The 21,166-nt window shown below is 62.2% G+C and carries 18 protein-coding genes and 1 tRNA gene; 18 read left to right on the top strand and 1 reads right to left on the bottom strand.

Going from position 1 to position 21,166, the window contains the following annotated elements:
- The 12 genes from tuf to rpoC form a co-directional block, all read left to right on the top strand.
- The coding region (gene tuf, locus Q8J98_RS04090) for an elongation factor Tu (RefSeq protein ID WP_305293262.1) at positions 1-1,176 on the top strand (1,176 nt) is incomplete at its 5' end.
- A gap of 78 nt (positions 1,177-1,254) precedes the next feature.
- The gene (locus tag Q8J98_RS04095) at positions 1,255-2,031 is read left to right on the top strand and encodes an alpha/beta hydrolase fold domain-containing protein (protein ID WP_305293263.1); all 777 of its coding nucleotides are present in this window, start codon (positions 1,255-1,257) and stop codon (positions 2,029-2,031) included.
- A gap of 38 nt (positions 2,032-2,069) precedes the next feature.
- Positions 2,070-2,145: transfer RNA gene (locus Q8J98_RS04100), tRNA-Trp, on the top strand.
- A 107-nt stretch (positions 2,146-2,252) separates the two neighbouring features.
- Complete coding sequence (locus Q8J98_RS04105; RefSeq protein ID WP_305293264.1) at positions 2,253-2,759, top strand: CopD family protein; 507 nt, start codon at positions 2,253-2,255, stop codon at positions 2,757-2,759.
- A 76-nt stretch (positions 2,760-2,835) separates the two neighbouring features.
- Entirely contained in the window at positions 2,836-3,027 is a 192-nt protein-coding gene (gene secE / locus Q8J98_RS04110) for a preprotein translocase subunit SecE (protein WP_305185088.1), read from the top strand.
- A gap of 206 nt (positions 3,028-3,233) precedes the next feature.
- Entirely contained in the window at positions 3,234-3,770 is a 537-nt protein-coding gene (nusG, locus tag Q8J98_RS04115) for a transcription termination/antitermination protein NusG (RefSeq protein WP_305185089.1), read from the top strand.
- Positions 3,771-3,862: 92 nt separating this feature from the next.
- Positions 3,863-4,315, top strand: coding sequence for a 50S ribosomal protein L11 (rplK, locus tag Q8J98_RS04120; RefSeq protein ID WP_305293265.1), 453 nt, complete (start codon positions 3,863-3,865; stop codon positions 4,313-4,315).
- Between the two features lie 2 nt (positions 4,316-4,317).
- On the top strand, positions 4,318-5,016 hold the full coding sequence (gene rplA / locus Q8J98_RS04125; protein ID WP_305185091.1) for a 50S ribosomal protein L1: 699 nt from the start codon (positions 4,318-4,320) through the stop codon (positions 5,014-5,016).
- A 238-nt stretch (positions 5,017-5,254) separates the two neighbouring features.
- Positions 5,255-5,770, top strand: coding sequence for a 50S ribosomal protein L10 (rplJ, locus tag Q8J98_RS04130; RefSeq protein ID WP_305293266.1), 516 nt, complete (start codon positions 5,255-5,257; stop codon positions 5,768-5,770).
- A gap of 66 nt (positions 5,771-5,836) precedes the next feature.
- Positions 5,837-6,208: a 50S ribosomal protein L7/L12 gene (rplL, locus tag Q8J98_RS04135; protein ID WP_305185093.1), complete on the top strand. Its 372-nt coding sequence runs from the start codon at positions 5,837-5,839 to the stop codon at positions 6,206-6,208.
- A 238-nt stretch (positions 6,209-6,446) separates the two neighbouring features.
- Positions 6,447-10,583, top strand: coding sequence for a DNA-directed RNA polymerase subunit beta (gene rpoB, locus Q8J98_RS04140; protein ID WP_305293267.1), 4,137 nt, complete (start codon positions 6,447-6,449; stop codon positions 10,581-10,583).
- A gap of 58 nt (positions 10,584-10,641) precedes the next feature.
- Positions 10,642-14,889 carry a DNA-directed RNA polymerase subunit beta' gene (gene rpoC / locus Q8J98_RS04145; protein ID WP_305185095.1) on the top strand — a complete coding sequence of 1,416 codons (4,248 nt, stop codon included), beginning with the start codon at positions 10,642-10,644 and terminating at the stop codon, positions 14,887-14,889.
- Between the two features lie 77 nt (positions 14,890-14,966).
- On the opposite strand, the gene Q8J98_RS04150 is transcribed toward rpoC, so the two are convergent.
- Positions 14,967-15,962 (bottom strand): glycosyltransferase family 2 protein, encoded by a 996-nt coding sequence (locus Q8J98_RS04150; RefSeq protein ID WP_305293268.1) that lies wholly within the window; start codon positions 15,960-15,962, stop codon positions 14,967-14,969.
- 102 nt (positions 15,963-16,064) lie between these two features.
- On the opposite strand from Q8J98_RS04150, the gene Q8J98_RS04155 reads away from it, so the two are divergent.
- The 6 genes from Q8J98_RS04155 to Q8J98_RS04180 all read left to right on the top strand — a co-directional run.
- On the top strand, positions 16,065-16,946 hold the full coding sequence (locus Q8J98_RS04155; RefSeq protein WP_305293269.1) for a DMT family transporter: 882 nt from the start codon (positions 16,065-16,067) through the stop codon (positions 16,944-16,946).
- Positions 16,947-16,958: 12 nt separating this feature from the next.
- Positions 16,959-17,717 (top strand): phosphatase PAP2 family protein, encoded by a 759-nt coding sequence (locus tag Q8J98_RS04160; RefSeq protein WP_305293270.1) that lies wholly within the window; start codon positions 16,959-16,961, stop codon positions 17,715-17,717.
- A 277-nt stretch (positions 17,718-17,994) separates the two neighbouring features.
- Positions 17,995-18,366 carry a 30S ribosomal protein S12 gene (rpsL, locus tag Q8J98_RS04165; RefSeq protein ID WP_305185099.1) on the top strand — a complete coding sequence of 124 codons (372 nt, stop codon included), beginning with the start codon at positions 17,995-17,997 and terminating at the stop codon, positions 18,364-18,366.
- A 12-nt stretch (positions 18,367-18,378) separates the two neighbouring features.
- Positions 18,379-18,849 carry a 30S ribosomal protein S7 gene (gene rpsG / locus Q8J98_RS04170; RefSeq protein WP_305185100.1) on the top strand — a complete coding sequence of 157 codons (471 nt, stop codon included), beginning with the start codon at positions 18,379-18,381 and terminating at the stop codon, positions 18,847-18,849.
- A 9-nt stretch (positions 18,850-18,858) separates the two neighbouring features.
- The gene (fusA, locus tag Q8J98_RS04175; RefSeq protein ID WP_305293271.1) at positions 18,859-20,979 is read left to right on the top strand and encodes an elongation factor G; all 2,121 of its coding nucleotides are present in this window, start codon (positions 18,859-18,861) and stop codon (positions 20,977-20,979) included.
- A gap of 46 nt (positions 20,980-21,025) precedes the next feature.
- Positions 21,026-21,166 (top strand): GTP-binding protein (locus Q8J98_RS04180; protein ID WP_305184940.1); only part of this gene is annotated, 141 nt, incomplete at its 3' end.

The raw sequence follows: 21,166 nt of genomic DNA on the forward strand, positions 1-21,166 counted from the left end.
ATGGCAAAGGCAAAGTTTGAACGCAACAAGCCGCATATCAACATTGGCACGATTGGCCACGTTGACCACGGCAAGACGACGCTGACGGCGGCGATCACGAAGTATTTCGGTGATTTCAAGGCGTATGACCAGATTGACGCGGCACCCGAAGAGAAGGCGCGCGGGATCACGATTTCGACGGCGCATGTGGAATACCAGACGGAAGCGCGGCACTACGCGCACGTCGATTGCCCCGGCCACGCCGACTATGTGAAGAACATGATCACCGGTGCGGCGCAGATGGACGGCGCGATTCTGGTGGTTGCGGCTTCCGACGGGCCGATGCCGCAGACCCGCGAGCACATTCTGCTCGGCCGTCAGGTGGGCATTCCCTACATGGTCGTCTACATGAACAAGATCGACCTTGTTGATGACGAGGAGCTGATCGAGCTTGTCGAGATGGAGATCCGCGAGCTCTTGAGCTCGTACGAATACCCCGGCGACGACATTCCGATCATCAAGGGTTCGGCGCATCAGGCGATGATCGGCGAGCGCAAGGACATTGGCGAAGATTCGGTGCGTGCGCTGATGAAGGCGGTCGATGAGTACATTCCGACGCCGACCCGCGCGGTTGACCAGCCGTTCCTGATGCCGATCGAGGACGTGTTCTCGATTTCGGGCCGTGGCACGGTGGTGACGGGGCGGATCGAGCGCGGCGTGATCAACGTTGGCGACGAGGTCGAGATTGTCGGCATCCGCGACACCAAGAAGTCGGTCTGCACCGGCGTCGAGATGTTCCGCAAGCTTCTGGACCGTGGCGAGGCTGGCGACAACGTCGGCGTGCTCTTGCGCGGCATCGAGCGTGACGGGGTCGAGCGCGGCCAGGTGCTGTGCAAGCCGAAGTCGGTGAACCCGCACACGCATTTCGAGGCCGAGGCCTATATCCTGACCAAGGAAGAGGGCGGCCGGCACACGCCGTTCTTCGCCAACTACCGGCCGCAGTTCTACTTCCGCACCACCGACGTGACCGGCACGGTGATCCTGCCTGAAGGCACCGAAATGGTGATGCCGGGCGACAACCTGAAGTTCGAGGTCGAGCTGATCCAGCCGATCGCGATGGAAGAAAAACTCCGCTTCGCCATCCGCGAAGGCGGCCGCACCGTCGGCGCCGGCGTGGTCTCGAAGATCATCAAGTAATGTGCAGCGTGCCAAAGCGCACGCAGGGCCGGAAAGAAGGGCGCGCGGTCACCGCGCGCCCTTTTGCTTGGCCTTGAGGTGCCAGTTTTTGCAGATATCGCGGTAACGACGACCGCCACACTTGATCTGTGGCTGCCCGAGGCCGCGCCGCGCGCCACGCTGCTGTGGCTGCATGGCGGTGGGTTCCTGAAGGGCTCGAGAAAGGAGCCGGTGGCGGCGGCGCTTGCCGAAAGGCTGCTGCCGCAGGGCGTTGCAGTGGCATCGGGCGATTATGTGCTTTCCGGCTCTGCGGCAAGCCTGCCTGCGGGCATGCGCGCCGAACAACGGGAATTTTCGCGGCAGGCGCAGCAGGCAGGGTTGCGAATGGCGCGCAGGCTGCACGGACCCGCCTTTGCCGCGGCGCTTCTGGATGCCTCGGCGTTGGTGGCGGCACTGGCGGGTGGCGCGGCACATGCCGCCACGGCAGGGCGGCCGGTGATTGTGGCAGGCCACTCGGCAGGCGGAATTCTTGCGCTGTCGCTCGCCTATCCACCGCAGCAATGGGCCGCACGGATTGCGCGCCCGCAGGCGGTGCTGGCTTTGGCTGCGGCGCTTGTGCATCCTTGGGCGCTGCGCGCGGGCGGCCCCCCGGCGCGGCTGCTGGTGGCGAGCCGGGATCGGATCGTGCCGCCCGCTGACGCTGCAATCGGTGCGCAGATGGCGGCGGAACGGCGGGCCGATCTGGTGCTGATCGAAACCGGGATCGCGGGGCACAATCAGCAGATCGCCGCGCTGTTCGACGGTTTGGATCAGCACGGGTGCCCCTGGTTTGCGCTGCTCGAACGGCTGATCGAGGCCGCTGCCGAAGTCTCTTGACCTCGTGCTGGCTCTGCCGTAACTCGCTCGGCAGGCATAGGGGTATAGCTCAGCTGGTAGAGCGACGGTCTCCAAAACCGTAGGTCGCGGGTTCGATCCCTGCTGCCCCTGCCATTCCCTTTCGACCCACTTCCGCCGCCGTTAATCCGCGCCAGCGCCGCGCGCCTGCCCGATTTGAGCCCGAATTGGGTCGCCATATGGATCCACTCAGGCGGAGAGCGATGATGTGGCAAACGGGCAGGGCAGCGGACAGGCACAACGACCGGAAAAGCCCCGCGCCAGAGCATCCGCAGCCTCTGCCGCCGCAGTTTGCGCGCCCGCAGTCGCAACCCAAGCGCGCCGAGCACCCGCGCAAAGACACGCTTCCGCAAATCGAGCCCGCGACTTCCGAGCTGGGCGAAAGGATACGCGGGTTTTGTCTGATCGCTGGCAGCGCCGCGCGCTGGGTTCTTGCGGTGCTCATCCTGATCGTCGCCGGGGCTGTCTTGCTGCAAAACGGTGCTGTTGGTGAGCGGATCACCGGCACATCGGTCGCTACCTGGGCGAAGTTGGCCGTTGGCCTGGCAATGCTCGCCGCAAGCCTGCATCTGCGCTTTAAGATCGGCATGGGTCTGCGCGCATTGGTCGGCGGCAACCGCGCCGACAAGGACCCCTTTGCGCGCCTTGCCGCGCAAACACGGGCGCAGCCCCCCGGATGCCACGCAGCGCCGGTCAAGCAGCGCGCTTGAAACCTGCCGCGCCAGCGCGTATGTGAGCGCCGAAGCGGCGCGAGGCCGTCTCGGGACGCGAAGACAAGGACGGATCATGGCAAACCCTCTTCAGTTCATGCAACAGGTGCGCTCGGAGGTGGGCAAGGTTTCGTGGCCGACGCGGCGCGAAGTGCTGTTGACCACGGTCATGGTGTTCATCATGGCGGCACTGACGGCGGTGTTCTTTTCGCTCGTCGATCTGGTGATACGCCTCGGGCTTGCGGCGGTTCTGGGCGTGGCTGGCTGAGGCTGGCTGTGCAATTTGCCGACCCTGCGGGGCGGTATGGCCTTGAATTCACGCGAACTGCGCTGTAAGGCGGTCAAAGATTCCCGGAACCGGCGCGCATCGATTCGGCATGCGCGCTGTTTTTTGTTCTGGGTTTGGCAGGGCAACCTGCTGACAAAAAAGGGTAATAGGCGGCGCAAGCCGCTCAGGCAAGGGTCGGGTCGGGCATGGCGAAGCGGTGGTATTCGGTGAGCGTTCTCTCGAATTTCGAGAAGAAAGTGGCCGAGCAGATCAAGACGGCCGTTGCCGAAAAGGGCCTGGAAGACCAGATCGATGAAGTTCTGGTTCCGACCGAAGAAGTTATCGAGATCCGGCGCGGGAAAAAGGTCACTTCGGAACGTCGCTTCATGCCCGGCTATGTGCTGGTGCATATGGAAATGAGCGACCGCGGCTATCACCTTGTCAACTCGATCAACCGGGTGACGGGCTTTCTTGGCCCGCAGGGCAAACCGATGCCGATGCGCGATGCCGAGGTGAACGGCATTCTGAACCGCACCGGCGACGGCCCCGAGGCGACGCCGCGCAATCTGATCCGCTTCGAGATCGGCGAAAACGTTTCTGTTACCGACGGGCCTTTCGAGGGCTTTTCGGGCATGGTCGAAGAGGTTGATGAACCCTCGGGCCGCCTGAAGGTGACGGTGTCTATCTTCGGCCGTCCGACGCCGGTCGAACTGGAATTCACGCAGGTGTCGAAAACCGCCTGACGTGCATGCGTGGGAGGCGAGGGGCAATGCCCCGGACCGGACCACTAAACCAATGCGCCCACCCCGGGCGCAGGTGACAAAGGAGAGGCCGGATGGCCAAGAAGATCATTGGCAGCCTGAAGCTGCAAGTCAAGGCGGGGCAAGCCAACCCGTCGCCGCCGATCGGGCCAGCGCTCGGTCAGCGCGGCATCAACATCATGGCGTTCTGCAAGGAATTCAACGCCAAGACCCAAGAGATGGAACCCGGTTCGCCGGTGCCCACGATCATCACCTATTACGCCGACAAATCCTTCACCTTCGAGATGAAGACGCCGCCGGCGTCGTTCCTGCTCAAGAAGGCCGCGGGGATCAAGCCGGTAGGCAAGCGCAACCGCCCGAAGGGCTCGGTCAAGCCGGGTCATGAGGTTGCCGGTTCGGTCACCGTGGCGCAGATCCGCCAGATCGCCGAAGCCAAGATGAAAGACCTCTCGGCCAATGACATCGAGGCTGCCATGCAGATCATCCTCGGGTCGGCGAAGTCGATCGGCATCGAGGTGAAGGGGTAATCATGGCCAAGGTAGCAAAACGCACCGCCGCTGCGCGTGCCCAATTCACCGGCAAGACGAACCTCACGGTCGAAGATGCCGTCAAGCTGATCAAGACCGCCGCCTCGGCGAAGTTCGACGAGACGCTGGAAATTGCGATGAACCTCGGGGTTGACCCGCGCCACGCCGACCAGATGGTCCGAGGCGTCGTGCAACTGCCCAATGGCACCGGCAAGGTGGTGCGCGTGGCAGTGTTCGCGCGCGGTGCAAAAGCCGATGAAGCGACCGCCGCCGGGGCCGATATTGTTGGTGCCGAAGAATTGGCCGCCACCATCCAGTCCGGCAAGATCGAATTCGACCGTTGCATTGCGACGCCCGACATGATGCCGCTGGTCGGTCGCCTCGGCAAGATTCTGGGGCCGCGCAACCTGATGCCGAACCCGAAGGTGGGCACCGTGACGATGGACGTGAAAACGGCCATCGCGGCGGCGAAGGGCGGCGAAGTGCAGTTCAAGGTCGAAAAAGCCGGGGTGATCCACGGCGGCATTGGCAAGGTTTCGTTCACCGAAGAAGCGCTGGCGCAAAACGTGCGCGCCTTCGTAGAAGCGGTGACCAAGGCTCGCCCCGCGGGTGCCAAGGGCACCTATGTCAAGAAGGTCTCGCTGTCTTCGACAATGGGTCCGGGCGTCAGCCTTGACGTGGCATCAGCTGCGGCGCACTGACGCGAAACGAAATCCGGGCGCGAGCCCGGTTACTGGCGGGGCGCAAGTGCCCCGTCCTGTCCGAGACGGAGGGTGGCCCGCGGGCCTTAATTTCCTTCCCGAGATGGGAAACGAGACCATTTCCGGGCCTGGCCCGGGCGATCTGGCCTCGGGACCCGTAATACGGACCCGAACGCTTCCGGCACCCTGCCGGGGGCAAATGAGAGCAGGGGGGAAACCCCCAACCTTGGAGTGAACCGTGGATAGAGCCCAAAAAGAGAAAGTGGTCGAGGAACTCGGCCAGATCTTCGCAAGCTCTGGCGTCGTGGTGGTTGCCCGCTACGAAGGCATGACGGTTGCACAGATGCAGACCCTGCGGGCGCAAATGCGCGCTGTCGGCGGGTCGGTTCGCGTTGCCAAGAACAAGCTCGCCAAGATCGCCCTGGAGGGTCTGCCCTGCGCAAGCATCGGCACATATCTCACGGGCATGACCGTGCTGGCCTATTCCGAAGACCCCGTCGCTGCGGCGAAGGTCACGGATGCCTATGCCAAGGGGAACGACAAGTTCCAGATCCTTGGCGGGGCAATGGGCAGCGCGGCGCTGGACCCGGCTGGTGTGAAAGCCGTGGCACAGATGCCGTCGCGTGAAGAGCTTATCGCTCAGATCGTTTCGTGCATTGGTGCCCCGGCCTCGAACATCGCCAGTGCCATTGGCGCGCCTGCTTCCAACATCGCGGGCATCCTCAAGACAATTGAGGAGCGGCTTGCCGCCTGATGCAACCCTTGCCTTCGTTGCGGCTGATGCCCTTCGTTGGAAAACAACCTGAGAATGGATGAGAAAATGGCTGATCTGAACAAACTCGCCGAAGAGATCGTGGGTCTGACCCTGCTTCAGGCGCAGGAACTGAAAACGATCCTGAAGGACAAATACGGCATCGAGCCCGCCGCTGGCGGTGCCGTGATGATGGCCGGCCCTGCCGCCGCCGTCGAAGCCGTGGAAGAAAAGACCGAGTTCGATGTCGTGCTGACCGATGCCGGCCCGAACAAGATCAACGTGATCAAGGAAGTTCGCGCGATCACCGGTCTGGGTCTGAAGGAAGCGAAAGACCTCGTGGAAGCTGGTGGCAAGGTGAAAGAAGCCGTGTCGAAGGCCGACGCCGAAGGCCTGAAGAAAAAACTCGAAGAGGCTGGTGCCAAGGTCGAGTTGAAGTAATCCGCCGCCGCATCTGCGGCAGCGCGTGAATTGGCTGGGCCCGGGACATTTCCGGGCCCGGCCGAACCTGTCTTGGAGAGGCCCGGGTCAACCGGGCTTGCCCAAGGCGGCGTTCACGGTTCGGGAGCCTTCCAGTGGGATGGGGGGCATGAATGGAACCGGCCCCTAATCGCCACGCGCCGCATACCGGGCCCCGACGGTATGCGCGCCTGCGAAGAGACGAAAGGTCACCAAGAGCATGGCTCAAGCGTACGTTGGTCAGAAGCGTATTCGCCGTTCCTATGGCAAAATCCGCGAAGTCCTTGAAATGCCGAACCTTATTGAGGTTCAAAAATCGTCCTACGACCTGTTCCTGCGCTCGGGCGACAGCCCCAAGCCGCTTGACGGCGAGGGGATTCAGGGCGTGTTCCAGTCGGTTTTTCCGATCAAGGACTTCAACGAAAACGCAATTCTGGAGTTCGTGAAATACGAGCTTGAAAAGCCGAAATACGATGTTGACGAATGTCAGAGCCGCGACATGACCTACAGCGCACCGCTCAAGGTGACGCTGCGCCTGATCGTGTTTGATGTCGATGAGACCACCGGGGCACGGTCGGTCAAGGACATCAAGGAGCAGGACGTGTTCATGGGCGACATGCCGCTGATGACCGTGAACGGCACCTTCATCGTGAACGGTACCGAGCGGGTCATCGTAAGCCAGATGCACCGTTCGCCCGGCGTGTTCTTCGATCACGACCGCGGCAAGACCCATTCTTCGGGCAAATTGCTGTTCGCCTGCCGGATCATTCCCTACCGCGGCAGCTGGCTCGACTTTGAATTCGACGCCAAGGACCTTGTCTTCGCGCGCATCGACCGCCGCCGCAAACTGCCGGTGACGACGCTGCTTTATGCGATCGGGCTGAATCAGGAAAGCATCATGGATGCCTACTACCAGACCATCCCCTACAAGAAGGCGAAGAAAAAGGGCTGGGTCACGCCGTTCTTTCCCAAGCGCCTGTCGGGCACCCGCCCCACCTTTGACCTGATCGATGCGGCGAGCGGCGAAGTCATTCTGAAGGCGAACGAAAAGGTTACGCCGAAAATGGCCAACCTCTGGGCCAAGGAAGGCAAGATCACCGAGCTTCTGGTGCCCTACGAGCACATCCTGGGCCGTTTTGTGGCCAAGGACATCATCAACGAAGACACCGGCTTCATCTATGTCGAAGCAGGCGACGAGCTGACGCTTGAGCACAGCCGCGACGGCGAAGTATCGGGCGGCTCGCTCAAGGTGCTGATGGATAATGGCATCACCGAGATTCCGGTGCTCGACATCGACAACATCAACGTCGGCCCCTACATCCGCAACACCATGGCCGCCGACAAGAACATGAACCGCGATCAGGCGCTCATGGATATCTACCGCGTCATGCGCCCGGGCGAGCCGCCGACCGTGGAAGCGGCAAGCCAGCTTTTCGACACCATGTTCTTCGATAGCGAGCGCTACGATCTTTCGGCTGTTGGCCGGGTGAAGATGAACATGCGCCTCGACCTCGACGCGCCCGATACGCAGCGCACGCTGCGCCGCGAAGACATCATCGCCTGTATCAAGGGGCTGGTGGAATTGCGCGACGGCAAGGGCGAGATCGACGACATCGATCACCTTGGCAACCGCCGGGTGCGCTCGGTCGGCGAGCTGATGGAAAACCAGTATCGCATCGGCCTTTTGCGCATGGAGCGCGCGATCAAGGAGCGGATGTCTTCGGTCGAGATCGACACGGTGATGCCGCAAGACCTGATCAATGCCAAGCCTGCGGCGGCGGCGGTGCGCGAGTTCTTCGGCTCGTCGCAGCTTTCGCAGTTCATGGACCAGACCAACCCGCTTTCGGAGGTGACCCACAAGCGCCGCCTCTCGGCCCTCGGGCCGGGCGGTCTGACCCGCGAGCGCGCCGGTTTCGAAGTGCGCGACGTGCACCCGACCCATTATGGCCGGATGTGCCCGATCGAGACCCCCGAAGGCCAGAACATCGGCCTGATCAACTCGCTCGCCACCTTTGCGCGGGTGAACAAATACGGCTTCATCGAGACCCCCTACCGCAAGGTGATTGATGGCAAGGTGACCGACGAGGTCATCTACATGTCGGCCACCGAGGAAATGCGCCACACCGTCGCGCAGGCCAACGCCCACCTTGATGCCGAAGGCCGGTTCATCAATGATCTGGTATCCACCCGGCAATCGGGCGAGTTCATGCTGAACCCGAAAGAGGCCGTTGACCTGATCGACGTTTCGCCGAAGCAGCTTGTCTCGATCGCCGCCGCGCTGATCCCGTTCCTTGAAAACGACGACGCGAACCGCGCGCTCATGGGTTCGAACATGCAGCGTCAGGCGGTGCCTTTGCTGCAAAACGAGGCACCATTCGTTGGCACCGGCATGGAAGCCGTGGTGGCACGCGATAGCGGTGCCTCGATCATGGCGCGCCGGACCGGCATCATCGACCAGGTGGATGCGACGCGCATCGTGGTGCGCGCTTCCGAAGACCTCGGCATGGGCGACGCGGGGGTGGACATCTACCGCCTGCGCAAGTTCAAACGCTCGAACCAGTCAAGCTGCATTAACCAGCGCCCGCTGGTGAAGGTGGGCGATCTGGTGAAGAAGGGCGAGGTCATTGCCGATGGACCTTCGACCGACCAGGGCGAATTGGCCATTGGCCGCAACGTGGTCGTCGCGTTCATGCCGTGGAACGGCTACAACTACGAAGACAGTATCCTGATTTCCGAGCGCATCCTGCGCGACGACGTGTTCACCTCGATCCATATCGACGAATACGAAGTGGCAGCGCGCGACACGAAGCTGGGGCCGGAAGAGATTACCCGCGACATTCCGAACGTCGGTGAAGAGGCGCTGCGCAACCTCGATGAGGCGGGCATCGTCTATATCGGAGCCGAAGTGGGGCCGGGCGACATTCTGGTGGGCAAGATCACCCCCAAGGGCGAAAGCCCGATGACGCCCGAGGAAAAGCTTCTGCGCGCGATCTTCGGCGAAAAGGCCTCCGATGTGCGCGACACGTCGCTGCGCCTGCCGCCGGGTGCCTATGGCACCATTGTCGAGGTCCGGGTGTTCAACCGCCATGGCGTTGACAAGGACGAACGCGCCATGCAGATCGAGCGCGAGGAAGTCGAGCGTCTGGCGCGTGACCGCGACGACGAGCAGACGATTCTCGAGCGCAACATCTACGCGCGCCTGAAGTCGCTCATTTTCGGCAAGGTTGCGGTAAAGGGGCCGAAAGGCGTCAAGGCCGGGTCCGAGATCAACGATGAATTGCTGGCAACGCTGTCGCGCGGCCAGTGGTGGCAGTTGGCGCTTGAGGCCGAGAACGACGCCAAAGAGGTCGAGGCGCTCAACGACCAGTTCGACGCCCAGAAACGCGCGCTGGAACTGCGTTTTGAGGACAAGGTCGAAAAGGTCCGCCAAGGCGATGATCTGCCCCCCGGCGTGATGAAGATGGTCAAGGTGTTCGTGGCGGTGAAGCGCAAGCTTCAGGCCGGTGACAAGATGGCCGGTCGCCACGGCAACAAGGGTGTCGTCTCCAAGGTCGTGCCGATGGAAGACATGCCTTTCCTTGCCGATGGCACCCCGGTTGATCTGGTGCTGAACCCGCTTGGCGTGCCGAGCCGGATGAACGTTGGCCAGATTCTGGAAACGCACATGGGCTGGGCGTCGCGTGGCTTGGGTATCCGCATCGACGAGGCGCTGAAGGAATTCCGCCGCTCGGGCGACATGACCCCGGTGCGCGAGGCGATGCGGCATGGCTACGGCGACGAGACCTACGAGGAGGCGTTTGCAGGCCTTGATGCCGAGCGCTTCATCGAATCCGCCGAAACCGTGCGGACCGGCGTGCCGATTGCCACTCCGGTCTTTGATGGTGCCAAGGAGGCAGACATCAACGACGCGCTGGTGCGCGCCGGGTTCGATACCTCGGGCCAGTCGGTGGTGTTCGATGGACGTTCGGGCGAGCAGTTTGCGCGCCCGGTCACCGTCGGTATCAAGTACTTCCTGAAACTGCACCACCTTGTCGATGACAAGATGCACGCACGCTCGACCGGCCCCTACAGCCTCGTGACCCAGCAACCGCTGGGCGGCAAGGCGCAATTCGGTGGCCAGCGTCTGGGCGAGATGGAGGTCTGGGCGCTGGAAGCTTACGGTGCCGCCTACACCTTGCAGGAAATGCTGACGGTGAAATCGGACGACGTGGCAGGCCGCACCAAGGTTTACGAGTCGATCGTGAAGGGCGAGGACAATTTCGAGGCCGGCGTGCCGGAATCGTTCAACGTTCTGGTCAAGGAAGTGCGCGGCCTCGGCCTCAACATGGAACTCCTGGACGCGGAGGAAAGCGAGTGACGGCGGGCCACCAGCCCGCCTACCGCCCCTTCCCCTGCCTGCATTCGAGGAAAATGAAATGAACCAGGAACTGACCCACAGCCACGGCCCGTTCGGCACCGTTGCCCCCGCGAAAAGCTTCGACGAAATCAAGATCTCGCTCGCCAGCCCCGAGCGGATCCTGTCGTGGTCGTATGGCGAGATCAAGAAGCCCGAGACGATCAACTACCGGACCTTCAAGCCGGAGCGTGACGGCCTGTTCTGCGCCCGTATCTTTGGCCCGATCAAGGATTACGAATGCCTCTGCGGCAAATACAAGCGGATGAAATATCGGGGCGTCGTCTGCGAGAAATGCGGCGTGGAAGTGACCTTGCAAAAGGTCCGCCGCGAGCGGATGGGTCATATCGAACTGGCCTCGCCCGTTGCCCACATCTGGTTTCTGAAATCGCTGCCCTCGCGCATCGGCCTGATGCTCGACATGACGCTGCGCGATCTGGAGCGGATTCTCTACTTTGAAAACTATGTGGTGATCGAGCCGGGTCTGACCGATCTCAGCTACGGCCAGCTGCTGTCCGAGGAAGAGTTCCTCGACGCGCAAGACCAGTACGGTGCCGACGCCTTTACCGCCAATATCGGCGCGGAAGCGATCCGCGAAATGCTGGCGGCGATCGATCTTGAAACCACCGCCGAGCAACTCCGTGAGGAGTTGAAGGAGGCGACGGGTGAGTTGAAGCCGAAAAAGATCATCAAGCGGCTGAAGATTGTCGAAAGCTTCCTTGAATCGGGCAACCGGCCCGAGTGGATGGTGCTGACGGTCATTCCGGTGATTCCGCCGGAACTGCGCCCGCTGGTGCCGCTCGATGGTGGCCGCTTCGCCACCTCGGACCTGAACGACCTCTATCGCCGCGTCATCAACCGCAACAACCGCCTGAAGCGGCTGATCGAGCTGCGCGCGCCCGACATCATCGTGCGCAACGAAAAGCGGATGCTGCAGGAATCGGTCGATGCGCTCTTTGACAACGGCCGCCGTGGCCGGGTCATCACCGGCACCAACAAGCGCCCGCTGAAATCGCTTTCCGACATGCTCAAGGGCAAGCAGGGCCGGTTCCGGCAGAACCTTCTGGGCAAGCGGGTCGATTTCTCTGGCCGTTCGGTGATCGTGACCGGGCCGGAGCTGAAGCTGCACCAATGCGGGCTGCCGAAGAAGATGGCGCTCGAACTCTTCAAGCCGTTCATCTATTCGCGGCTTGAGGCAAAGGGCCTGTCGACCACCGTCAAGCAGGCGAAGAAGCTGGTCGAGAAGGAGCGCCCGGAGGTTTGGGACATTCTCGACGAGGTGATCCGCGAGCATCCGGTGCTGCTGAACCGCGCGCCGACGCTGCACCGGCTGGGTATCCAGGCGTTTGAGCCGATCCTGATCGAGGGCAAGGCTATCCAGCTTCACCCGCTGGTCTGCTCGGCCTTCAACGCCGACTTTGACGGCGACCAGATGGCCGTGCACGTTCCGCTTTCGCTGGAAGCCCAGCTTGAAGCGCGCGTGCTGATGATGTCGACCAACAACGTGCTTTCGCCCGCCAACGGCTCGCCGATCATCGTGCCGTCGCAGGACATGATCCTGGGGCTTTACTACACCACGATGGAACGCAAGGGCATGAAGGGCGAAGGCATGGTCTTTGGCTCGGTCGACGAGGTCGAGCATGCGATGACCGCTGGCGTCGTGCACCTGCACGCCAAGATCAAGTGCCGGGTGAAGCAGATTGATGCCGAAGGCAACGAGGTGGTGAAGCGTTTCGACACCACTCCGGGTCGGGTCCGGCTGGGCGCGCTTTTGCCGCTCAACGCCAAGGCACCGTTTGATCTGGTCAACCGCCTGTTGCGCAAGAAGGACGTGCAGGCGGTCATCGACAGCGTCTATCGCTACTGCGGTCAGAAAGAGTCGGTGATTTTCTGCGACCAGATCATGACCATGGGCTTCCGTGAGGCGTTCAAGGCCGGCATCTCGTTCGGCAAGGACGATATGGTTGTGCCCGATACCAAGTGGGACATCGTCAATGAAACCCGCGATCAGGTTGCGGGTTACGAACAGCAATACATGGATGGCTTCATCACCCAGGGCGAAAAATACAACAAGGTTGTCGATGCCTGGACCAAGTGCAACGACAAGGTGACCGAGGCGATGATGGCCACCATCTCGGCCTCGCGGCTGGATGCGAATGGCGCGGAAGTGGAGCCGAATTCGGTTTACATGATGGCGCACTCGGGCGCGCGTGGTTCGGTCACCCAGATGAAGCAGCTGGGCGGCATGCGCGGGCTTATGGCCAAGCCGAATGGCGAGATCATCGAAACGCCGATCATCTCGAACTTCAAGGAAGGCCTCACGGTTCTCGAATACTTCAACTCGACCCACGGTGCCCGCAAAGGCCTGTCGGACACCGCGTTGAAGACCGCAAACTCAGGCTATCTGACCCGGCGACTGGTGGATGTGGCGCAAGATTGCATCGTGCGCAGCCATGATTGCGGCACCGACCAGGCCATCACCGCAAGCGCCGCAGTGAACGACGGCGAAGTGGTCACCCCTCTCGGCGAACGTGTGCTGGGCCGGGTTGCGGCCGATGACGTGTTCGTGCCGGGCACCGACGAAGTGCTGGTGCGCAAGAACGAACTGATCGACGAGCGCAAGGCTGATCTGGTCGAAACGCTCGGCGTGCAGCATGTGCGCATCCGCTCGGCGCTGACCTGCGAAGCCGATGAGGGCGTTTGCGCGCTTTGCTACGGGCGCGACCTCGCGCGCGGCACACTGGTCAACATCGGCGAGGCGGTGGGCATCATCGCCGCGCAGTCGATCGGCGAGCCGGGCACGCAGCTGACGATGCGGACCTTCCACATCGGCGGCGTTGCGCAGGGCGGGCAGCAATCGTTCCAGGAAACCAACCAGGAAGGCAAGGTAGAGTTCCGCAACGCGGTGTTCCTGCTCAATGCCAGCGGCGAGCAGATCGTGATGGGCCGCAACATGCAGATTGCGATTCTGAACGATCAGGGCGAGGAGCGCGCGAGCCACAAGGTCATCTATGGCTCCAAGGTCTTCGTCAAGGAAGGCGACAAGGTCAAGCGTGGCGCGAAGCTGTTCGAATGGGACCCCTACACCCTGCCGATCATCGCCGAAAAGGCGGGGGTAGCGAAGTTCGTCGATCTCGTTTCGGGCATCGCGGTGCGCGACGAGACCGATGAAGCCACCGGCATGACGCAGAAGATCGTGACCGACTGGCGCAACGTGCCACGCGGCAATGACCTGAAACCGGAAATCATCGTGGTTGACCCCGCTACCGGCAACCCGGTGCGCAACGACGCGGGCAACCCGGTAAGCTATCCGATGTCGGTTGACGCGATCCTGTCGATTGAAGACGGGCAAGTGCTGCAGGCAGGTGACGTGGTGGCGCGGATTCCGCGTGAAGGTGCCAAGATCAAGGACATCACCGGCGGCTTGCCGCGGGTGGCGGAACTCTTTGAGGCGCGGCGTCCGAAAGACCACGCGATCATCGCCGAGATCGATGGCTATGTGCGCTTTGGCAAGGACTACAAGAACAAGCGACGCATCACCATTGCGCCCACCGTCGAGGGTGCCGAGCCGGTTGAATACATGGTGCCGAAAGGCAAGCACATCCCGGTGCAGGAAGGCGACTTCGTGCAAAAGGGCGACTACATCATGGACGGCAACCCGGCACCGCACGACATTCTGCGCATCATGGGTATCGAGGCCCTGGCCGACTACCTGATCGACGAGGTGCAGGATGTTTACCGCCTGCAAGGCGTGAAGATCAACGACAAGCACATCGAGGTGATCGTGCGGCAGATGCTGCAAAAGATCGAAATCCTCGATTCGGGCGAGTCGACCCTGCTCAAGGGCGAAAACGTGGACAAGGCGGAGTTCGAGGAAGAAAACGCCAAGGTCATTGCCCGTGGCGGCCGCCCGGCAACCGGCGAGCCGGTGCTTCTGGGCATCACCAAAGCCAGCCTGCAAACGCGGTCGTTCATCTCGGCGGCATCGTTCCAGGAAACCACGCGGGTGCTGACCGAGGCTTCGGTGCAGGGCAAGCGCGACAAACTGGTGGGCCTGAAGGAAAACGTCATCGTGGGCCGTCTGATCCCGGCGGGCACCGGCGGGGCAACAACGCGCGTGCGCAAGATCGCCGCCGATCGCGACCAACTGGTGATCGAGGCGCGCCGCGCCGAGGCCGAAGCTGCCGCAGCACTTGTTGCGCCCTTTGACGATGCGGTTGGCGAGGAGGTCGATCTTGGTCTGGTGGAAACGCCCGAAAGCCGCGACTGAGCCGAAGCGCTGATCCAAGGTCGGCAAGAACACGACCGCGGCCCCGCCCAAGCGGCGGGGCCGCGGCTTTTCCCGGCTCAGCCAGACGCAGGTGCGGCGGCCGCCAGAGCAGCGCGGTAACGCGCATCGGCCTCGGCAGAAAACCCGATCTTGTCGGCCAGTGCCGCGACGTGATCTGCGCAACAGAGATGATGAAGCCGCGCCAGACCCGGCAAAGCCATGGCGGCGGCATATTCCCTGTCAAAGCGCCAGCGGCGCCGCAATGCGCACAGGTCCTCGACCTCGTTCCGGTCGTAGGCCTCCAGATAGGCGTCGGTGTAGCGGTCCTTGGCTGCGGCGGCGCTGGGCATGCCGCGCTTCAATTCGAAGCTTTCGAGCGACCGGACCATGTAGTGGTTGATCTGGGCGGCGCGCCAAGTGACGTGCTGACGCGGCACCGTGCGCATATAGGGGCCATCGGGCTGCCACCGCGGCAGCGGCGCGCCTGAACTGTCGACCCACATTTCCGCGCCGCCACCGGGAATAGCGGCCAGATCGGCACCATCGGGCCCATGCGCGCCAAAGCGCGCAAAAAGCTCCGGACGGCGAAAGATCGACTTTATCCAGCGCGATGACATATCCGAGCGCATCGCGGCGCGGGTGAATTGTCGATGCGTCAGGCCGGGTTGCCAGTGTTGCTGGCCGCTGCTTCCGAAAACCCGCCAGTTGATTGCCATGCCAAGATATCCGGGATCGACCTCTGGCAACAGATCGGCGATTTGTCCGGCCCCTTTGTGCACCACCAGAAACTCGTCCACATCACACACGAGGATCCAGTCGGCAGCAGCCACCAGCGGGTGTCGCCGCGCCGCGCGCAGCTTGGCGCGCAGCGGCGGCACGCCCGGAGCGGCCTCTTTGCGCAGATGCGTGACCCAGCCTTTGGCGGCGAGCAGGTCGAGCAGTTCGGGCGAATGGTCGGTGCAACCGTTTGTGACAATGAGAATATCGCTGAAGCCCAAGGCGCGATACCAGGCCACCCATTCGACGATGAACGCGCCTTCGTTGCGCATCGACGAAATGACCAGATACCGCATTGCAAACCTCCGCCATGCAATCGACGCTCGCATCGCGTCGGGCGGCTGTCCAGCGCGAAAATCGCGCTGGCGCAGGGTCGCGCGCGCTGCTACGCGGCGCGCATGGCACCGCATTCCGACAATTTCAAAGGCTCGATGCTGATGATGACCGCGATGGCGGGCTTCACGCTGAACGATACCGCGATGAAATATGTCACCGAGACCCTGCCGCTTTACCAAACGATCTTTCTGCGCGGCGTCCTGACCGTGGCGGCACTTTGGCTGATCGGGGTGGCGCAGGGCGGCCTGCGGCTGCGGCTGTCGGGTGCCGATACCAGAATTCTGGGATGGCGGACGCTTGGCGAGATACTGGCGACGGTATTTTTCCTCACCGCGCTTCAACACATGCAGCTAGCCGATCTTTCGGCAATCATGCAGTCGCTGCCGCTCGCGGTGACACTTGCTGCCGCGGTGCTGTTTCGCGAGCGCATTGGCTGGCGGCGGATGCTGGCGATCGGGATCGGTTTTGCCGGGGTCATGCTGATCATCCGTCCGGGTGGCGCAAGCTTTGGCATTTGGTCGGTGCTGGGTGTGCTTTCGGTGCTCAGCGTGGTGCTGCGCGACCTGGCCACGCGGCGCTTTTCGCGCGAGGCTTCATCGGTGGCGGTCTCGTTTTACGCGGGCGTCGCGGTGCTGGTTCTGGGTGCGGTGATGATACCTTTCGACGGCTGGCAAACGCCAACCCTTCCCGAACTGGGCGGCATCGTGCTTGCCTCTCTGGTGCTGATCGCGGCCTATCTGACCGTGGTGATGTCGATGCGCGTGGGCGAGGTCGCGGTGGTCGCACCTTTCCGCTATACGTCGCTCTTGTGGGCGGTGGTGCTTGGTTTCGTGGTTTTCAAAGACCTGCCCGACAGCTGGACGCTCATGGGTGCCGCTTTGGTGATCGGGTCCGGTGTCTATGCCTTTTACCGCGAGCGCGTTCTGGCGCGCGGCGCGCGCTGAACCGAGGAGAGCATGGCGACCCTTTCAGGCAACGACAATGCGGGCGGCAAGGATGCGCTGCCGCGAATTGACAGGGCTCGTTGCGCGCTGGTGCTGTTCGCCGTCTTTGCGCTGGCTGTCGCGACGTTTGTCGGTGTGCCGCAGATCGACCTCTGGTTTTCGGCACTCTTTTATGATGCTGAGCGCGGGGGTTTCTGGCTGCAACAGGTTCCGGCGGCAACACTTTTACGCCGCGTTCTCATGGATTTGACCATTGCCATGCTGCTGACCTCCGTCGCGGGGCTTGCGGGTGGGTTGTTGCTGCGGCATCCGACTGTCGGCGTTCCGGTGCGCGTCTGGGGGTTTATCGTTGTGCTTTATGTGCTTGGGCCGGGGATCATCGTGAACCTGATCCTGAAGGCGCGTTGGGGGCGCGCGCGGCCCTCGGATATCACCGAATTCGGTGGTGCCGCAGAGTTTACGCCCGCCGGGGTCATTTCCGATCAATGCGCTGCAAACTGCTCGTTCACGTCAGGCGAAGGCTCTTCGGCGGCGGCGCTGGCAGTTTCTGCGGTGCTCCTGCTTTACTATTTCGCGCCGCGGGTGCCGCGCTGGGCGGCGCGGCTTTGGCTGGCGCTGGCGCTGCTCCTGCCGATGGCGGGGGCGATGCAGCGGGTGGTGACGGGGCGGCATTTCTTGTCGGACACGGTCTTTTCGGCGGTGATCGTGGCGGCGGTTGCGCTGGTGCTGCACTGGCTTTTCTCGCTGCGCGAAGGGCGCGCGCGCGGTTGAGCCGCAGCTTTCGCCGCCGCGGGCGCAGTGTGTTGACAACCCCCGCGACTCCCCCTATAGCCCGCGCTACCTGCACGGCGGCATGCTGCCTTGCTTGTATCAGTATGGACGTGGTCACGATCCGGGCGCGAGCCCCGATCCTCTGAAATTCCACCGTGTCGTCCCCGCGCAGGGGACGCCTGCGGTTTTGGCGTTTTGCGAAGCCGCAACATGCCGTCGAGAAGTGGCGCACCCGAGGTGGGTGCGAGTATTGACAAGAGCAACACGGGGAACGTGAATGCCGACTATCCAACAGCTGATCCGCAAACCGCGGCAGCCCATCGTGCAGCGATCGAAATCGCAGCACCTCCAGGCCTGCCCGCAAAAACGCGGCGTCTGCACGCGCGTCTACACAACGACGCCGAAAAAACCGAACTCCGCGATGCGGAAAGTTGCCAAGGTCCGTTTGACCAACAGCTTCGAGGTAATCTGCTACATTCCGGGCGAAAAGCACAACCTTCAGGAACACTCGGTGGTCCTGATCCGTGGTGGCCGGATCAAAGACCTTCCGGGCGTTCGCTACCACATCCTGCGTGGTGTGCTCGATACGCAAGGCGTCAAGGAACGCCGTCAGCGTCGTTCGAAATACGGCGCGAAGCGTCCGAAGTAAGGAGATCATCAGATGTCGCGTCGTCACGCCGCTGAAAAGCGCGAAGTTCTGCCCGATGCCAAATATGGCGACCGGGTGGTCACGAAATTCATGAACAACCTGATGATCGACGGCAAGAAATCGGTTGCCGAACGGATCGTCTATTCGGCGCTCGAGCGCGTCGAAGGCAAGCTCAAGCGCGCCCCTGTGGATGTGTTCCACGAAGCCCTCGACAATGTGAAACCGACGATCGAAGTGCGCTCGCGCCGGGTCGGCGGTGCCACCTATCAGGTGCCGGTCGAAGTGCGCCCGTCGCGCCGCGAGGCGCTGGCGATCCGCTGGCTTATCACTGCCGCCAAGAACCGCAACGAGAACACCATGGAAGAACGCCTTGCGGGCGAGCTTCTGGACGCGGCGAACTCGCGCGGGTCGGCGGTGAAAAAGCGCGAAGACACCCACAAGATGGCCGACGCGAACAAAGCGTTCAGCCATTACCGCTGGTAAGGTGGCATCATGGCGCGCGAATACTCGCTGAACCGTTATCGCAACTTTGGGATCATTGCCCATATCGATGCGGGCAAGACGACCACGACCGAACGCATCCTGTATTACACGGGCAAATCCCACAAGATCGGCGAAGTGCATGATGGCGCTGCGACGATGGACTGGATGGAGCAGGAACAAGAGCGCGGCATCACGATCACCTCTGCCGCGACCACGACGTTCTGGCAGCGCATCATCGATTCGGACGATCTGGCCAAGAACGACAAGTACCGTTTCAACATCATCGACACCCCCGGCCACGTCGACTTCACCATCGAAGTCGAGCGCTCGCTGGCGGTGCTGGATGGTGCGGTCGTGCTCCTGGACGGGAACGCGGGCGTCGAGCCGCAGACCGAAACCGTCTGGCGCCAGGCCGATCGCTACAAGGTTCCGCGGATCGTGTTCGTCAACAAGATGGACAAGACCGGCGCCGATTTCTTCAAATGCGTGCGCATGATCCGCGAACGCACCGGCGGCGTGCCGCTGCCGATCCAGATTCCGATCGGCGCCGAAGACAAGCTCGAAGGCATCATCGACCTGATCACCATGCAGGAATGGGTCTATGAGGGCGAAGACCTGGGCGCATCCTGGTCGCGCCGCCCGATCCGTGAAAGCCTGAAGGCCGAAGCGGACAAGTGGCGCTACAACATGCTGGAAATCGCGGTCGAGCAAGACGACGCCGCGATGGAAGCCTATCTTGAGGGCACCGAGCCCGACGAAGCCGCGCTGCGCAAGCTGATCCGCAAGGGCACGCTGGCCATCGACTTCGTGCCGATCCTTGCGGGCTCGGCGTTCAAGAACAAGGGCGTGCAGCCGATGCTCAACGCGGTCATCGACTTTCTGCCAGATCCGCTGGATGTGCCCGCCTACATGGGCTTCACCCCCGGTGACGAGACCGAAACCCGCAGTATCGCGCGCTCTGCCGATGATGCGCAGCCGTTTTCGGGCTTGGCATTCAAGATCATGAACGACCCGTTCATGGGCACGCTTACCTTTACCCGGGTCTATTCGGGCCAGGTGAAGAAGGGTGACCAGATCCTGAATTCGACCAAGGGCCGCAAGGAACGCGTCGGCCGCATGGTGATGATGCATGCCAACAAGCAGGAAGAAATCGCCGAGGCATTTGCCGGCGATATCATGGCGCTTGCCGGTCTGAAGGAAACCACCACAGGCGACACGCTTTGCGATGCAGCCAAGCCGGTGGTTCTGGAAACCATGACCTTCCCGCAGCCGGTGATCGAGATCGCGGTTGAGCCGAAGACCAAGGCCGATCAGGAAAAGATGGGCGTCGCGCTTGCCCGTCTGGCTGCCGAAGACCCGTCATTCCGGGTGGAGACCGACATCGAAAGCGGTCAGACCATCATGAAGGGCATGGGCGAGCTGCATCTCGACATTCTCGTTGACCGGATGCGCCGCGAATTCAAGGTCGAGGCCAATATCGGCGCACCGCAGGTGGCCTACCGCGAAACCATCTCGCGCGAACACGAGATCGACTACACGCACAAGAAACAGACCGGTGGCACCGGCCAGTTCGCGCGCGTGAAACTCGTGATCACTCCGACCGAACCCGGCGTGGGCTATTCGTTCGAAAGCAAGGTTGTCGGCGGCTCTGTTCCCAAGGAATACATCCCCGGTGTCGAAAAAGGCATCAAGTCGGTGATGGATTCGGGTCCGCTCGCGGGCTTTCCGGTGATCGACTTCAAGGTGGCGCTGATCGACGGTGCCTACCATGATGTCGACAGCTCGGTGCTGGCGTTTGAAATCGCCGCCCGGGCAGCGATGCGCGAAGGCCTCAAGAAGGCCGGCGCGAAGCTGCTGGAGCCGATCATGAAGGTCGAAGTGGTGACGCCGGAGGAATACACCGGTTCCATCATTGGCGATCTGACCTCGCGCCGGGGCATGGTGCAGGGCCAGGACAGCCGCGGCAACGCCAACGTGATCAACTGCATGGTGCCGCTTGCCAACATGTTCGGCTACATCAACACCTTGCGTTCAATGTCATCGGGCCGCGCGGTGTTCACCATGCAGTTCGACCATTACGACGCAGTGCCGCAGAACATCTCGGACGAGATCCAGAAGAAATTCGCGTAAGGGCAGGGCGGCACCCGCCCCCCTTTCCCACTAACAGGAGGCCATCATGGCAAAGGCAAAGTTTGAACGCAACAAGCCGCATATCAACATTGGCACGATTGGCCACGTTGACCACGGCAAGACGACGCTGACGGCGGCGATCACGAAGTATTTCGGTGATTTCAAGGCGTATGACCAGATTGACGCG

The organism is Phaeovulum sp., from assembly GCF_030684035.1.
Taxonomy (GTDB): Bacteria; Pseudomonadota; Alphaproteobacteria; order Rhodobacterales; family Rhodobacteraceae; genus UBA6213.

Excerpts from the sequence above, each read along its gene's own strand:
- Q8J98_RS04160 (WP_305293270.1), top strand. The coding sequence starts at position 16,959 with ATGGCGACCCTTTCAGGCAACGACAATGCGGGCGGCAAGGATGCGCTG.
- rpsG (WP_305185100.1), top strand. The coding sequence starts at position 18,379 with ATGTCGCGTCGTCACGCCGCTGAAAAGCGCGAAGTTCTGCCCGATGCC.
- rplA (WP_305185091.1), top strand. The coding sequence starts at position 4,318 with ATGGCCAAGGTAGCAAAACGCACCGCCGCTGCGCGTGCCCAATTCACC.
- Q8J98_RS04155 (WP_305293269.1), top strand. The coding sequence starts at position 16,065 with ATGGCACCGCATTCCGACAATTTCAAAGGCTCGATGCTGATGATGACC.
- rpsL (WP_305185099.1), top strand. The coding sequence starts at position 17,995 with ATGCCGACTATCCAACAGCTGATCCGCAAACCGCGGCAGCCCATCGTG.
- rpoB (WP_305293267.1), top strand. The coding sequence starts at position 6,447 with ATGGCTCAAGCGTACGTTGGTCAGAAGCGTATTCGCCGTTCCTATGGC.
- Q8J98_RS04105 (WP_305293264.1), top strand. The coding sequence starts at position 2,253 with ATGATGTGGCAAACGGGCAGGGCAGCGGACAGGCACAACGACCGGAAA.
- nusG (WP_305185089.1), top strand. The coding sequence starts at position 3,234 with ATGGCGAAGCGGTGGTATTCGGTGAGCGTTCTCTCGAATTTCGAGAAG.
- fusA (WP_305293271.1), top strand. The coding sequence starts at position 18,859 with ATGGCGCGCGAATACTCGCTGAACCGTTATCGCAACTTTGGGATCATT.
- rpoC (WP_305185095.1), top strand. The coding sequence starts at position 10,642 with ATGAACCAGGAACTGACCCACAGCCACGGCCCGTTCGGCACCGTTGCC.
- Q8J98_RS04150 (WP_305293268.1), bottom strand. The coding sequence starts at position 15,962 with ATGCGGTATCTGGTCATTTCGTCGATGCGCAACGAAGGCGCGTTCATC.
- rplK (WP_305293265.1), top strand. The coding sequence starts at position 3,863 with ATGGCCAAGAAGATCATTGGCAGCCTGAAGCTGCAAGTCAAGGCGGGG.
- secE (WP_305185088.1), top strand. The coding sequence starts at position 2,836 with ATGGCAAACCCTCTTCAGTTCATGCAACAGGTGCGCTCGGAGGTGGGC.
- rplL (WP_305185093.1), top strand. The coding sequence starts at position 5,837 with ATGGCTGATCTGAACAAACTCGCCGAAGAGATCGTGGGTCTGACCCTG.